Here is a 15403-nt window from a genome sequence, read left to right as displayed (position 1 = left end):
TTCCAGGGGTATTGATCTTGAGTACTATACTGAGCGCACAAAGACCGGTCGGTAAGATCGATAATGCAATGCTCATTCCCAAGTTGCTGTCCGACGATCAGGTGCAAATAGAAGGCTTTTCTCCGGATTGGGTTAAAACCCTGATCATGGCCCAGTTCCGCATCGAGACCGCAACCCCGGAAGGCACCTTTGCTGCGGCAACCAGGGTCCTTGACCATTATGCGGAGATGGGAGTGAACGGCCTATGGATCAACCCTATTTGGGGTCGCGGTTCCAAGATCAACGGCTACGGGAATTTCGGCTGCCACACCATTGAAAGCGCGCTTACGGGCGCCGATACCCTCGATGGTTCGTATCAGGTCGTCAAGCAGTTCGTGGACGAGGCACATCGGAGAAATATCCGCGTGATATTCGACATCATCGTCTGGGGTACCAGGACCAACTCAGACCTGGTGGCGGAGCATCCTGAGTTCTATACGCGAAATACGGATGGAAGCCTGAGCATGGTCTATGGCGGCTACCGGTTGAACTGGAAAAGCGAAGAACTGAGAAAATGGTTCCTCGGCCATGCCGTGAAATTCATACTTGCCACCGGGGCGGACGGCTACCGTGTAGATCTTGCGCCCGATACATCGGGCTACTACTTTAAGGAAGTGCGCGACGCCCTCTATGCCCAAGGAAGGAAGATCATCTTGGTATCCGAAACCGGCAATGAGCGGAGGGAAACATTCGATTTTGAGCAGGTCGGGGTGCTGGGGCGTGATGAGGACCCCGACTGGGCCGATAAAAAGCACTTGAAGGAGCAGATGGAGCGCTGGGGTGAGAGATACAGTTTCCTGATCAGGAGCAATATCACCGAAGTGATCAAAAGCGGTTTCGGGATCGGCAAGGGGTCACTGGTGAAGCAGCACTTGGGCGGCCATTTCCGCTTTTACACCTACAACCTTCTTTGCCACGATAACCCCAAGCCCTTTGTTCAGGGCAACCGGGTACGCATCGGTTATCAGGCGATATTCGCCCCGTTCATACCCCTGTGGTGGATCGGGGAGGAGTGGAACAATCCGCGATTGTGGATCACTATGCCCGGCGAGCGATCGACCGGGTGCATGTTTTTTAATACCATCGACTGGGGTCAGCGAGACGCGCCTTCGAACCGCGCCTTCTTCGAGGATGTGAAACGATACATACGCATCCGCCGTACCTATCCCGAACTATTCGAGTATTACCCGGAAAGCACGCGCGACGCCAATATCGCGGCGGTTGCGTCGACAAGGAGCGGTGCGCCCAATCCGCTGCAGGCGTATGCCCGGTTCAATCGTGAAAAAGCCGTGATGGTCGTGCCGAATTATCAATGTACTTCGAGCGAAGATGTCATCCGGATAGACCCTCCGTATGAGTTGCTCGGGATTTCCGATATGGAAAAATGCGTTCTGACGGATCTGCTGTCGGGTACACGTATCGAAGAAAAGGATCGGGATACGCGCGGATCGTTCTCCGCCCAAATCCCGGCGGAACATCTTGGGGTGTTCCTGCTCGAAAGGAAATAATCCGCCGATGACGAATAGGAAAGTGAGCCGATGAGGAACTGTTTTCTGATCACCGCATCTTCATTGCTCCTTGGCGCTCGCATTATTCTCGGGTCCGCATCGGATGTTGTATTCAGTTCCGCGGTCACAAAAGATGGTACTACGGCATGGCACATTGTTGAACTGAGCACGGATGACAGGCGTCGACCCTCGAACAGTATGAAGGTGAAGATCTGTCCTGAGGGCGGCGGGAATATGTTCTTTTTTTCCGTCGGGGGCACAGAACTCATTCTCGGACCGGAAGCATTATCGGATCTTAAGAAAAAACAGGTCGGCACTCTCATTCTCTACCCGACACCGAACAGGGTAAGGGACAGCAATTATGTTTTTCAGGGTGAAAAGCATACCATGTCATTTTCCGGGGAAACGCGATCACACGCGCTGCATGGCCTGGTCTGGGACGATGCCTGGAGATTCGAAGAGCCTCGGCTTGGCACGAACTCGATATCATGCAGGATCTGGTATGCTCTTGATCGAAATGATCCCCGATTTCCGGCTTTCCCCTATGCAAACACCCTCGTCGTTCAATATACATTACTGGCAGATAGAGTACGGATAAGCTATGAGGTCGAGAATCGCGACGGAAGGGATATGGGATTCGGGTTCGGTGTACATCCATTCTGGAAGATCATCGGCGACACTGATAAGGTTTTCATCCGCGTGCCGCTGCCGTACCATATGGAATCATCGAATTATCTGCCTACGGGAAGGCTTACCATGGTTGGCTCGAATGCGGCATGGGACCTGACGGAATTTCGGCCGCTCTCGACCCTGCGATTGGATGATGTTTTTTTCGGGGCGACACCGATGAGTCGTGTCGCGATCGACTACCGCACCATCGGACGTGTGCTGCACCTTCGTGCGAGCGCCGATCTCACGCATGTGGTGGTGTGGACCACGCGAAGATATTTCTGCATCGAGAACCAAACCTGTTCCATCGACGCGCATAACCTCTATGACCGGGGACACGTCAAAGAATCGCATCTGCAGATAGTGAGACCCGGAGGGAAAGCTGGCGGCTATGTCGACTATATCCCGGAATAAGTTGCGGAGAATACGTTCTGCAGGGCAGATCACAGCCCGACGTTCCATGAAAGACGATATATCGATCGGCGGCATGCCGGTCATTATTTCCCGATTAAATTGTATACTATCGTATGATCCGCTCTGCGATACGTCCAAAGCGCTCTTGGAGCATGTATGAGCACAAAGTATGATGCAGCAGCGTTCGTGTGTCCGTCCTGTCATCCCGATCCGCGGATGAGGACTTTCCGGTCCATGGGTCTCGGCGAATGGGAAATGTCGATGAACGTTCTTGGGATAGCGAGAAAAGCGGCGGCGGTTCTCTTCGCAGCGGCGGTCGTATTCCCTGCGTCTTTTCATGTCGATGCTTTCGGTGCGAAGCCGGACGGGAATACCGACTGTGCGCCTGCTGTGTATAAAGCAGTGGCCGCTGCGGCCGCGAACAATGGCGCGGTGATCGAGTTTTGCGCCGGTATCTATCAGGTGATGCCGCCGGACACGAATCAGATCGCCGCACTCGATTTCAGCGGTATCGCCAACATCACGTTCCGCGGCAAAGGCACGAATACGGTGATACGCGTCGCGCGTCCGCCGTACGGCGGTTTTCGGTTCAGCAGATGCATGAATATCGCGGTAGAAGATATTGCCGTCGATCACGACATCGTGCCGTTCACGCAGGGGACGATCTCCGCGGCCGATGCTGCAGCCGGTACGTTCGATCTTGCCGTGGATGAGGGGTATCCTGCACCTGATGCCCCGTTCTTTGCCGACGCCAAAAGTTCATTCGGCGTGAAGGTGATCGACGGGGTGTTCTATGATCTTATCGTACACCGTATGAAGTCGGTGATGGCGATGGGTGCACCGGTTTTCCGGTTTACCGTAAAGGACCATGCTGCGCTGACGAAGGCGGGGCTTGCCGCCGGCGACCGATATGCGCACAGTTATCGGTGGTATGTTCAGAGCGCCATCGGGGCGTGGGACTGTACGAACATATCCGTGCGTGATGTTGCGATATATGCATGTCCCGCAACGACGACTACATGGGCGAATACGAAGGATGTGGCGATACGCGGCATGACGGTAATGCGCAGGCCCGGGAGCGGGCGTATCATGTCATCCTGTGCGGACGGAATTCATTCCTTCGGTGTGCGCGGGACATTCCTCATCGAGCGCTGTCACTTTGAGGGGATGCTCGATGATTCGATCAATATTCACTGCCGGGCAGCTACCGTGTGGAGCAACATATCGCCGACACGGTTCACCGTGAACAATGCGGGCACATTCCGCTGCTATCCGGGCGACCGCATACAGATATTCGATCCGGCTGTGGGACGCATACGAGCTGAAACGACCGTTGTTGCCGTTGATGCGCAGCATCCGTACCTGCACACGATCACGGTTGCGTCACCGGTCGAAGGCCTTGTCGCCGGGCGGTCGACGCGTGAGGCGGACAATGTGTACAATCTCGATGCAAGCGGCGGGCAGGTTATAATTCGGAGCAATTTCTTCGGGCGTCACCGCGGGCGCAGTATACTGGTGAAAAGCGATGCGATCATCACGGATAATGTGTTTGAGAACATCGATGGACTTGCGATCGCGGTCATAAAAGAATCGGAATATTCTGAGGGGCCGGTGCCGCATGATATACGCATCGAGCGCAATGTGTTCCGCGGCGTGCACGGCCTCGGCGCGAATGCTCAGCCGTCAATACGATCCATGATCAGTTCGGTGAAGGGCATGTCGCTCCATCGGGATATCAGGAATATCGTCATCGCAGGGAATACGTATGCCGATCCCCGTGTCGGCGGAATTGATATCCGGAATGCTTCGGGCGTATCGATAGTGTCGAATATGTTCAGCATGAACGCGGGGGGACATCCGTTTCCGCTGCCGACGGTACTGCTCATGCAGAGCAGCCTTGTCCGCATCGAGTCTCTTTTCGTGTACGATATGAGCTCGAATGCCGCTGCTGCGGTTCGGATCCATTCGACGGTCGATGCCGGTGATGCCGGAGTCATCATCCGAGGACTCAATGTACGGCTTCCAGAAGGGGTCGCGCCGGTGGACGACGGGCGGGCGGTGAAGTGAACACCGCGTTTGTACGACGGTGAACATGCGGCCGTGCATGTTCACCGTCGGCCGGTCAGTGCTGACGTCATTCACACAATGGAGACGGCTATGGGTACTATCGCGCTTATGGTTCGGACTATCATGTCGAACATGGTGACCGATGTCGCCGCTTCGGCGGTATGTTCGGAGACAGTGGATGATCGCCGGCTCTCCGCAGGGAGAAAGCGTTCATCGATGCGGCACGGTATACAAGGAACATGCATCGTATCGAACATGCTGTTTCAGTATGTTCGATACGAGTGTCTCGGAATCGGTGATGAGATATCATATTCTCAACCGTTTTTCCGGGAGTAGTTCAATGTGAAAGTAATCTTCGCCAGGGGAGCGAACATATGAAAAGATGGTCGTGCGAGAAAGCGAATGCATGGTATCGCAGAAAACGCATGCCGATTGGGTGTAATTTCATCCCAAGTACCGCGGTCAATGATATTGCCATGTGGCAAGCGGACACATTCGACCGGGCGGCGATAGACCGAGAACTCGGATGGGCGGCCGATCTCGGGATGAATTCGATCAGGATATTCCTGAACTACGTTGTATGGGAACAGGATGCGGCCTGGTGTAAGCATGCATTGAAAGAGTTCCTTGAGATATCGCAGGGACATGGTCTGTCCGTTGTTCCGACATTGTTCGACGACTGTAATTTTGCGGGGCGTGAAGCGAAGGCGGGTCTGCAGCCGGTGCCGGTGCCGGGTGTGCATAACAGCGGGTGGGTGTCCAGCCCGCCGCTGCGTATGATCGCAGACGAAAGCGTCTGGGATCCTTTAAGATCGTATGTCAGTGATATGATACGGACGTTCAGTACGGATGAACGTATTATATTCTGGGACCTATACAATGAGCCGGGGCATTGGCAGGGAGAACGCTCACTTCCGCTGCTGAAAAGCACATTCGAATGGGCGCGGGCAGCCGCACCGGAACAGCCGCTCACCGCCGGAACATGGTCTGATAATGAAGTTTTCAATGCATTCCAGTACGAGGCATCGGACATCATCACGTTCCATAATTATCACGATGCGGCAGTTCTCGCACGCCAAATCACCGAGCGTAAAGAACACGGACGGCCGGTGATTTGCACTGAATGGATGCGGCGCGGCGTGAGCGACATTGAGACCTGTCTGCCGGTGTTCATGGATATGAACGTCGGCTGCTATATGTGGGGACTTGTCGCCGGGAAAACACAGACGATATTTCCCTGGGGATCACCGCAGGGCGCGGAAGAACCGGCAGTATGGTTCCATGATCTTCTGAGAAATGACGGAACACCGTTCAATGAGCGGGAGGCATTCCTTTTTCGAACTATCAGCGGAAAGATCGGCTGACGTCCGGCCCCCGGCGTTCTATCTGTTCTGTCCGCCTTGACAATAATAGGTACATGTATTATTATATATATGTACCAAATATGGTGTGATGAGAAAGAGATGAACCCTCGCTATGACAAGATAGCCTTGACCATAAAAAGGAAGATAGCCCGCGGGGCGTTGTCGGCGAACGGCAGATTGCCGAGCCGAAACGAACTTCTGCGCATGGTCGGCGGGAGCAAGAGCACGCTGCAGAAGGGGATGTCGCTCCTCAAAGCGGAGGGATTCATCCGTTCCCGCGGGCGCAACGGCACGTTCGTTACGGCAACCCCCCCCAATATATCCAACATCCCCGTCATTCTTCAGGAATATGATGGTACGGCAGCATCGAACAGATACTTCGCATCGATCACCGATAATATCCGTGACATAGAACGCGTGTCCGGAAAAAAAACACCGCTCTTCCGTATTCAGAATGTGAAAGGAAAAAAGGACGATTTCGGCAAACTTCAGATGCTCGCGAATTCTTTCCGCATACAGGGGGCGATATTCGCATCGTATCCGGAGGGCGATTGGATGCTGGAACCGCTCATGCGCAATAATATACCGACGGTCGCATTTACCGAGCCCGGTCAATGGCCGGGTCTCTATACCGTCTGGGGCGACTATGATGACCTTATCGAAAAGTCGCTTGCATTTCTTCGATCGAAGGGATGCGGACGGGTGGGGATGCTCAACAGCACCCGGTTGCCGATGAAGTATATCGATCATTTCTATGCGAGATGTTCGCATCATTCATTAAAAACCGGCCCGCAATGGGTACACGGAGTATCGACAGACCGATATGGCCGGCAGTGGATAGCGAATCTGCTTGCGCTCATGTTCAGGAATGCAGAAAAGCCGGATGCCGTGCTCGTAACCGATGAAAATATCACGCCGTTCGTCGCCGACGCGATCACCGGTACGAACGTTACCGCAGTGTCGCAAAGTTCGCTGCCGAAGAAGAGTACGCATAATGATAGCGCATCGATACGGTATATCGGTTTCGATGTTATCGATATCATGTCGGAATGCATACATTCGGTCGTATCGGCCATCCCTGGCACCTGCACGCATCGAACGATAGCGGCGAAGTGGGCGGACGAGATGAGTTCGGTAAAATAATATGGGAGATCGAAATGAATTACCTGGTAACGCGGATCATGTTTTCAGCGGTGATCCTGTTCGTCGGCACTGCGATGGCCGCTGAATTCGATGACGCTGTCAAAGAAGGATATCAGTTCCTTTCGGCGAAGCAGTATGAAAAAGCCGCTGCGGCGTTCCGTCGCGGATATGCACTGGCGAATGGTGATGCATTCAAGCTGGCGGGGATTCTGTTCGCCGAGGGCGTAGCGCTCTTTCGCGCAGAAAAGACAGCGCTTGCCGAAGAGGTCTTGCAGAAGTCATTGACGTTGCGGCCTGACGATCCGCAGACACTTTACTATCTCGGTTACTGCCGCTTTAAGCAGAACGATCTCGAAACGGCGCTTCTACTCATGAAGAAGTCCTTTGAGCGGTCGAAAAAGAGCGTTGACAGATTCATGGCCATCAAAACGATATGTTCGTTCTATGCGTTCTATAACAGACAGGCCGATGCGATATCCGAACTGGAGGTCGTCGACTCCGATGCGTTTACCGCGCAGGAGCGATTGGATGCGAGGAGCATGCAGCTTGAGTATCTTGGTTTAATGAAGGATATTCCGCACCCGGACAATGAAATGCGGCGGCCGAGAGTAAGGATGAGAGATTATGGAAGCAAAAGTATACGGGTAACGGAATTGCCGGGGAGGCTATGCAGCCATGTTCAATAAACTGATACAGGGTGTCCGTAATTATCTTGGGATCATCATCATCGGGCTTGCATTCGCCGCTGCGGCGTTCCTTGTATATTTGAACAACCATGTTGATGAAAGCAACGTGTACGTATCAAAGCCCGGGGATACTATCGCCGCAATTGCCGAGGCATATGGAACGACCGCAGGTGCTATCTGCGATGAGAATTACCCCGATATCTCGGAGCGCTTTGCACTCGCTCCCGGGACAAGGATAAAGATACCGAAAGGGGCGGAAGATAAGAAGACGATAACCATTTCAATCGCGCATTGGCAGCTTGAGCCCGGCGTGCGCGAGGGCATCGATTATATGGCGAATGAATACCGCAAGCTTCATCCGAACGTACGCGTCAAGCAGATCGCCGTACCGGGGCAGACGTACGGTCAGTGGTTCGTTACGCAGATGGTCGGCGGATCGCCTGCGGACCTCATGGAGATAGGGAATTCGGTGGTGGCGCCGCTCATGGTCTCCTATTATCAGCGATACTTCGTCCCAATGACAGAATACGCGAACATGCCGAATCCCTATAACAAGGGGAATGAATTCGAACGTACGCCGCTCCGCGAAACGGTAAAGGATGGGCTGCGCGCCTGTTATGTACCGGAGCTTCAGGAGTTCATGAGCATTGCGCTCACGCAGGTGCTCGTGCGCATGTTCTACAACCGGACGCTCTACCGGGAATTGACCGGGCGCGATACGCCGCCGCGCGACTGGCGCGAATTCCTTGCCGTGTGCGAGATGATCAAGCGCTATAGGTTCCTCGATGCGGCCGCGAAGAAAAAAATGCTTCGCATCGATACGGGCATCGCCGATGAAACGGCAAAACCGCTGTCCGCACGGTCTGCCGGCGTATTGACCGCTCTCTCGAATGAACGTGCGCTGCTGCTCAGCACGTCGCCGCAGTATGTGCCGATAGCGAATTCACAATTCCATATGGGGCAGGCGGAATGGCTTTTGTTCAACGCCATCACAAGCAAGGCGCGTGATGTCATCGATTATAATCACGATTGCTCCATAAGCAGCGTCGAATCGTATATCGGATTTCGCAGCGGGAAGATAGGTCTTGACTACGGACCGTATCGCGCGAAATTCGCGATGGCCGCTGCGTACGCGAGCAACAGCATATCCGGTTTTACCGGGCTCAATAGGGACGATGGCGTATTCCTCTTCGTGCAGCAGCGCGCGGTATTCATCCCGACGGGCACGTTCGATGCCGGCATGCTTGAAGAGCAGTCCAAGGATAATGGATTTGAGATCGGTGTCATGGATATGCCCTATGCGCGGCCGGACGATCCTGCATTCGGGCAGTATGTCGAGGGGCCGATTTTTGACGATGCGTTCTCGGCATTCGCATTCGCCTGTCCGACGCCGGACAGCGCTCCCGATCGGAGGAAGGCAGCGATCGATTTCCTCCTGTTCCTTGCGGCGAAGGATAATAACATCAAGTTCAACGCGTTCATACATTGGCTGCCGTATATCAACGGCGCCGAGGGCAGCGGGGTTCTCAGTAATTTCAAGCCGCATGTGAACGGCGTGACATCGGGCTTCAATCTGAATATCGGCGGGGAATCGTTCATCAAATGGCAGCAGTGCTACTCCCTCTATTGCGGGCTGGCAAGTTCCTTTGAGAAAATGCGGGATGATTTCCAGCCGTTCTATATCGAGAACGGATATAAGGATTATCAGAAGGTCATCAGCAAGAACTGGCGGAGAAATCTTCTCACGGACGAGAAAAGCATTTCTCAGCTCAAGGCGAAAGCTATACTTCTGGGAGGGGCCGGGCACACGAACGATTATTGGCAGAAATACCGCGCTGTCGTGTCGCGCCCTGTCACCAGGAGCATTGAGCTCGGGCAGGAGCGCTCCCTTATGCAGCGGGTCGCCGGCGGCGAACCGCCTGCGAGTGCGTATGAATACGGCGCGTCTGCGAAAAAACGGCTCGGGCTGTAATTCGGGAGCGAGAGTGCACAACGAGGTCAAACGATGAAAGTTCCGGCACACGATTTTCCCTTTGACGTCAAAAATGCCTAATGAAGCGATGATACGACGCCTCGTGGATGCGGGTTTCCTGACTGAGCATACGGGTGACCATGAACATACAAACGGAGGTTGAAATGGAACGATCATGCAAATGGGAAAACGGACGCACGGGAGCACGGCTCTTCTTTATGTGCATTATCGCATGTGCGTCACTGCCGGCGGCGAATTTCAAACCTGTATTCAGCGGGAGTACACTGGTCGTCGCTGCGGCCGTCGCTACCGAAGCTCCGTACAATGCGGACGCTACCGGCAAGACCGATGCATCTTCCGCGATACAAAAGGCGCTTGAGGCTGCGGCGAACAGCGGCGGGGGAACGGTATTCCTTCCCGCGGGGCGGTATCGTATCGAAAAGTCCATCGCAATGCCCGCTGCCGTTACGCTCTGCGGTGAATGGAAAAGACCGGAGCCGGGTGATCCGCTTTCCGGTACGGTTTTGCTTGCCTATGCCGATAAAGGCAATGCGTCGGGCCCGGCGCTCCTGTCACCGCCGAAGCTCGGGCATGCGAATGTCTTCAATATGACGATATACTATCCGGAGCAGAACCCGGCATCACCGGTCGCATATCCATTCTCTATCGACGGTAATGTGGCATACATCCACAACATTACGCTGGTCAACAGCTATCAGGGGATAATGATGAGCGGCTTCAGCGGTTCGAGCGTAGCGAACATTTGCGGCACCGCGCTCTACCGGGGTATTATCCTTCGAAGTTCCACTGAGCTCTGCACCTGCTATAATGTCAGGATAAAGAGCGACTATTGGACGAAACTCCCGGAAGCAAAAATGAGCGATGCCGATGCGGCCCAGGTGCGCTCATTCATGGGAAAGGAACTCATCGGGGTGCAGGTGGGCAAGGTCGACGGCCTTTCGTTCTACAACGGTGATCTTGAGGAGGCGAAGTATCCTGTCATCGTGAAGATGGAGGATTCCGAGCAGAAGGCGATGGTGACGGCCCGAAGCCGGTATGGGTTCGGCGGCGGCATCGGCAAGGTGCGCGGCAGACGAACGGATATCGAGGGCGGATGGTATTTCGGTACGCATTACTTCGATCTCGATAATTATCCAGAGCTTTCTGATAAACGCTATGCGTTCGCGGTGCAGCGTACACCGGCGAAGAGCGGAGCGGCATCCGTGTATCAGGCGTCCGACTACGGCGTTGCCGCCGATGGAAAGACCGGTGAAAGCGCTGCGCTGCAGAAAGCCTTGAACGCGGTGGCTTCTGCGGGCGGAGGGACACTTCTTCTGCCGCGGGGCACTGTACGGCTGAACGCGCCGATCGATATTCCCGCCGGGGTTGAACTGCGCGGGGGATATCTCGGCGCCCCCGTACGCTCGTGGTACATGAAAGTAAGCTCGCTCATCATCGACTTCGACGCGGATACGAAGGACAGCGAGAACGCACGGGCGGCGATAACGATGAAAGAGCGTTCGGGACTGCGCGGCGTCAATATCTGTCATGAGAGAAATCTCTGGGAAACGAACAGCACCGGCGGTCTCGTCATTCATCCGTATCCGTACGCGGTGCGCGGGGCGGGCAAAGGGATATATATCTATGATGTGATAGTGCCCAATGCGTACAACGGCATAGACCTCGGTGCATCCCGATGCGATGATGCGCATATCGTCGGGCTCTGGGGTACGATGTACCGCTGCGGCATACGCGTCGGCGGCGGATCGGAGAATGTGGTGCTTGAGAACATCAGCATCGATATCGGACCGCTTACGCAGGAATACAGACTGATGACACAATTCCCGAAACCTGCGTATCCCGCAGGGGCGGATAAGCGCAGAGTACAGCAGGCATATCTGTCAGAGCATGCGATCAGTTATGTATTCGGTGACTGCCGGGACCTGACGACATTCCATCTGTCGGGTTTCGCGCCGCATCGCTTCATGGAATTCATCGATCAGGGCAAAGGCGGATGTCAGGACGGGAAATTCTGGAGCACTGAATTCGATGTGCCCGCTGTGGAATCCGTCCGCTTCCGTACCGCGGGTGCGAATACGTTCTACGGGATATTCGCCACCGGCGGCGGCAACGGCTACTCGCTTTGGGCGGAATTCGATGATACGTTCACCGGCAGTGTCGATGTATACGGCCTCAATCAGCAGCTGACGTTCAACAACCATGCGGTAAGCGTCGGCCCGGAGAGATTGCGGCTGCATCTTGAACACTCTCTCACCACGGGCAGGCCGGTGACGGCGAGCACCTTCAAGGAAGGATCGGCGCAGTTGAACAGCGATTACAGCAGCGGCATATATTCGACGACCGGTTTCGGCCCCGAGAACGCGCTTGACGGGGATACGCGGACCATGTGGCAGAGCAAGGAGGGGGCGGGGCCGCATCTCCTCACCGTGGAATTGGCAGCGCCCGCGCTTGTAACGCGCTGGCGAACACATAATGCCGGTACGCATATGACGCGGTTTCGCAATACAACGCAGGCGGAGCTCTACGGCAGTGCGGACGGGAAAGAATATTTCAAGATCGCCGAGTTCACGAACAATACGAAGGATTGGGTGGATATTCCCGTGCAATGCGATACGCCGGTGCGTTACGTGCAGCTTAAGGTGATCAAAGGTGTCGATTGGGAATCGATATACAACACGGCATCCATTGCGGCGTTCGATGTGTTCGGTGTGCCTGCGGAGTGAGAACGAACGGCGATCAATTGCTGATCTCGGCATTCAGTTTATACTGAGGTCATGGACCGGTGATCGGAGCGTATCGATGATCAGGACCGCTGCAGGAGCATATATGATGATATCGTTGCGTATACTGGTGCTGGTACTTGCCGCATCCTTTGCGTGCGGGCAGATGACGTTCAGTGTCAGGGACTACGGTGCGAAGGGTAACGGAAAGACCGACGACGGCCCTTCGATAGCGAAAGCGTTCGATGCCGCCCGGGGCAATACCTCCGTGATCGCGTTCGAAAAGGGTGTATATCGCATTGCCGAGACATTGTCGCCGCCGCCGCGAGGCAGATCGCCGCTGCAGCGCTTTTCGTTCTTTCTTTCCGGCATGACCAATTGTACGGTGCGGGGGAACGGCGCGAAGCTTGTGGTGACCGATCCGCAGATGGGTGTGTTCCGTTTCGAGGATTGCTCGAATGTCACGGTGAAGGACCTTGTCATCGATTACGATCCGCTGCCGTACACGCAGGGCACTATCGTCGATATCAGCAAAGAGCAGGCGACATTCGATCTCGAAGTTGACGATGGATATCGAACACCCGACGAATTGACGAACTCGCTCAGCAAAGGTACGGGGTCGGTCATCATTCATCCCGATGGGCGCTTCGTCGGCGGTCAGATCGGCCGTTTCCGATGCCGGGCATGGTCGAACATTTCCGGTCGTGTGTGGCGCGGGTATCTCGGGGCGGGCACATGGTGGAATGCGAATCAGGTCGATAATCCGCTCAACAATCCATTGCTCGCCAAAGGCGGACGATTCTGGTATATGGCGGCATCGTGGGGAAGCATATTCGAATTCCGTCAGTGCTCTGATGTGACGGTGCAGTCGGTGACCGCGTATGCCGGGCATTTTTTCCTCGGCATGACAAGGGGCGCGCGGCTCACGGTGCGGGATTGTACCGTCGATCGGCTGCCGGGTTCGACACGACTGATATCGACGTTCGACGGCATGCATGTCGCAAGCCAGACTCGGGGGCCGATCACTGTCGAGAACAGCCGCTTCGACTGGATACAGGACGATCCGATCAATTGCCACAGCGACGGGCAGTTCATAGCGGACGCCGTCGATGAAAGGACATTGATCGTGCGCTCGCAGTATTCGAATCTGTTCCAGCGCGGGGATACGATTGAGATCGTGAACGCAGGCGTCGGAAAAAAGGGAACGGCGACGGTCGGTGATCTACGGTTCGAGCAGACCAATCGCTGGCCGCCGCTCATCTATACACTGCATCTCGAACGCGGTGTGAGCGGCATCATTGCCCAGTCGAAAGAGACGAACGTGTCGAAAGCGGATTTCATCTATAACCTGTCCGCCTGCGGAAGCCCGCTCATCGTGCGCTCGAATTACATCGCCCATTCATTCAGAACGCTGCCGCATACCGAGGGCGCGGTCATCGAATGGAATACGTATGTGAGCAATCAATCGTCGTACGCGGTGACGATGCATACCGATAAGCCGCAGGCGTATCCTGTGCTTGAAGGGCCGCAGTCAAGGAACATCGTCATCCGCAATAACACGTTCATAGGCAGCATGATCGCGCTCGCATCGTGGACGGAAGGCTACGATGTCCATGACATCATTGTCACGAACAATGTGTTCAGCGGTTCGGCGCAAACGGTGTTCCGATGTTCCCGCGGGAAATATCTGCTGTTCGCTGATAATCGCATCGTGGTGCCGAGCGGCGGAGCGGCGGGCGGTCCGTACTCATTCCTGACGTTCAATGGGGGTAGCGTCGTTGTCGTGTCCAATGTCACCGTCAAAGGGAGCAATGCGTCGCTTGCGTCGGTGATACGGCTGACGAATATGGGTGATACCGATATTGTCATCAACGGGATACGGCTCGATGATGCATCGGTTCCGGTGATAGAGAACAGATGATCGTGAAGGTGTGGTCGTGCGCCGGTTGGTTCGGGTCTTAGAATGAAGCGGAAGGAGAACCTATGCGTGTGTTTCTTGTTCTATTGACAGCATTCACCATGTACGCTCAGGTAAAGACGTTCAGCGTTGCGGATTTTGGCGCGAGAGGGGACGGTATTGCCGATGATGGTCCGGCGATAGCCAAAGCCATGCAAGCAGCACAGGCATACGGCAAGGGGGCTGTCATCCGTTTCGGTACGGGTGTGTATCGCACGGGTAAAACCGCGATCTCCCGCGGTTATGACGAGAGCCCTTCGACGCGTCCCGCTTCCTTCTATGTCCGGGGCGTGACGAATTTCACCATACTCGGCGAGCATGCGAAAGTGATCGAGACCGAGCCAGGTATGGGCGTGTTCTATTTCGAAGAGTGTTCAAACATCGCGCTCGCCGGGCTTACTGTCGATTACGATCCTTTGCCGTTCACACAGGGGACGATAGTCGGATGGAATGCGGATGATGCGACATTCGATCTGACGGTCGATGCCGGCTTCCCGCTCCCGAATTTCCCGCAATTCACCAATGCGACAGTGAAACGAGGGCAGGTCATTTTCGATACGAACGGTACGTATATACAATCAAGGATACCCCATTTCTTCGTCAACAAAGAGTGGCAGCACGTGAGCGGAAATATCTGGCGCGCGACGCTCGGCGGTCCCTGGTACGACAAAAACAGGAATACGGACGCCAATCCGCTGAGAAGCCCGCTCCTGACCACGGGCGCGCGGTTCTGGTTCATGACGAAGACGTTTTCATCAGTGATGACATTTCACGATTGTTATGATGTCCGCGCGGAGAACATGATCGTCCACGCAGGGAGCTTTTTCCTAGGGATGAAGCGCG

At 55.0% G+C, this 15403-nt stretch carries 11 protein-coding genes; 10 read left to right on the top strand and 1 reads right to left on the bottom strand.

Annotation, left to right across the window (positions count from 1 at the left end):
• The first annotated feature begins 68 nt into the window (after positions 1-68).
• The 3 genes from AABZ39_17040 (at position 69) to AABZ39_17030 (ending at position 4697) form a co-directional block, all read left to right on the top strand.
• Positions 69-1547 carry an alpha-amylase family glycosyl hydrolase gene (locus AABZ39_17040; GenBank protein MEK6796486.1) on the top strand — a complete coding sequence of 493 codons (1479 nt, stop codon included), beginning with the start codon at positions 69-71 and terminating at the stop codon, positions 1545-1547.
• Positions 1548-1577: 30 nt separating this feature from the next.
• Positions 1578-2630 (top strand): aldose 1-epimerase, encoded by a 1053-nt coding sequence (locus tag AABZ39_17035; GenBank protein ID MEK6796485.1) that lies wholly within the window; start codon positions 1578-1580, stop codon positions 2628-2630.
• A gap of 156 nt (positions 2631-2786) precedes the next feature.
• Complete coding sequence (locus tag AABZ39_17030) at positions 2787-4697, top strand: right-handed parallel beta-helix repeat-containing protein (GenBank protein MEK6796484.1); 1911 nt, start codon at positions 2787-2789, stop codon at positions 4695-4697.
• A 71-nt stretch (positions 4698-4768) separates the two neighbouring features.
• On the opposite strand, the gene AABZ39_17025 is transcribed toward AABZ39_17030, so the two are convergent.
• The gene (locus AABZ39_17025; protein ID MEK6796483.1) at positions 4769-4954 is read right to left on the bottom strand and encodes a hypothetical protein; all 186 of its coding nucleotides are present in this window, start codon (positions 4952-4954) and stop codon (positions 4769-4771) included.
• 117 nt (positions 4955-5071) lie between these two features.
• On the opposite strand from AABZ39_17025, the gene AABZ39_17020 reads away from it, so the two are divergent.
• The 7 genes from AABZ39_17020 to AABZ39_16990 all read left to right on the top strand — a co-directional run.
• The gene (locus AABZ39_17020; protein ID MEK6796482.1) at positions 5072-6061 is read left to right on the top strand and encodes a cellulase family glycosylhydrolase; all 990 of its coding nucleotides are present in this window, start codon (positions 5072-5074) and stop codon (positions 6059-6061) included.
• 99 nt (positions 6062-6160) lie between these two features.
• Positions 6161-7204 carry a GntR family transcriptional regulator gene (locus AABZ39_17015; GenBank protein ID MEK6796481.1) on the top strand — a complete coding sequence of 348 codons (1044 nt, stop codon included), beginning with the start codon at positions 6161-6163 and terminating at the stop codon, positions 7202-7204.
• 14 nt (positions 7205-7218) lie between these two features.
• On the top strand, positions 7219-7890 hold the full coding sequence (locus AABZ39_17010) for a tetratricopeptide repeat protein (protein MEK6796480.1): 672 nt from the start codon (positions 7219-7221) through the stop codon (positions 7888-7890).
• Positions 7880-9862, top strand: a complete 1983-nt coding sequence (locus AABZ39_17005; GenBank protein ID MEK6796479.1) for an extracellular solute-binding protein — start codon at positions 7880-7882, stop codon at positions 9860-9862. The genes AABZ39_17010 and AABZ39_17005 overlap by 11 nt, the downstream gene beginning before the upstream one ends.
• A gap of 164 nt (positions 9863-10026) precedes the next feature.
• Entirely contained in the window at positions 10027-12606 is a 2580-nt protein-coding gene (locus AABZ39_17000) for a glycosyl hydrolase family 28-related protein (protein ID MEK6796478.1), read from the top strand.
• A 103-nt stretch (positions 12607-12709) separates the two neighbouring features.
• Positions 12710-14524, top strand: coding sequence for a glycosyl hydrolase family 28-related protein (locus AABZ39_16995; GenBank protein ID MEK6796477.1), 1815 nt, complete (start codon positions 12710-12712; stop codon positions 14522-14524).
• Positions 14525-14586: 62 nt separating this feature from the next.
• The coding region (locus AABZ39_16990; GenBank protein ID MEK6796476.1) for a glycosyl hydrolase family 28-related protein at positions 14587-15403 on the top strand (817 nt) is incomplete at its 3' end.

The sequence above is a fragment of the Spirochaetota bacterium genome, from assembly GCA_038043445.1.
Lineage (GTDB): Bacteria > Spirochaetota > Brachyspiria > Brachyspirales > JACRPF01 > JBBTBY01.
Note: the sequence above shows the minus strand (reverse complement) of the source record. Positions and strands in the feature narration are given on the sequence as shown.

Coding starts and splice junctions, on each gene's coding strand:
- AABZ39_17040 (MEK6796486.1), top strand. CDS start 69: ATGCTCATTCCCAAGTTGCTGTCCGACGATCAGGTGCAAATAGAAGGC.
- AABZ39_17035 (MEK6796485.1), top strand. CDS start 1,578: ATGAGGAACTGTTTTCTGATCACCGCATCTTCATTGCTCCTTGGCGCT.
- AABZ39_17030 (MEK6796484.1), top strand. CDS start 2,787: ATGAGCACAAAGTATGATGCAGCAGCGTTCGTGTGTCCGTCCTGTCAT.
- AABZ39_17025 (MEK6796483.1), bottom strand. CDS start 4,954: ATGTTCGATACGATGCATGTTCCTTGTATACCGTGCCGCATCGATGAA.
- AABZ39_17020 (MEK6796482.1), top strand. CDS start 5,072: ATGAAAAGATGGTCGTGCGAGAAAGCGAATGCATGGTATCGCAGAAAA.
- AABZ39_17015 (MEK6796481.1), top strand. CDS start 6,161: ATGAACCCTCGCTATGACAAGATAGCCTTGACCATAAAAAGGAAGATA.
- AABZ39_17010 (MEK6796480.1), top strand. CDS start 7,219: ATGAATTACCTGGTAACGCGGATCATGTTTTCAGCGGTGATCCTGTTC.
- AABZ39_17005 (MEK6796479.1), top strand. CDS start 7,880: ATGTTCAATAAACTGATACAGGGTGTCCGTAATTATCTTGGGATCATC.
- AABZ39_17000 (MEK6796478.1), top strand. CDS start 10,027: ATGGAACGATCATGCAAATGGGAAAACGGACGCACGGGAGCACGGCTC.
- AABZ39_16995 (MEK6796477.1), top strand. CDS start 12,710: ATGATGATATCGTTGCGTATACTGGTGCTGGTACTTGCCGCATCCTTT.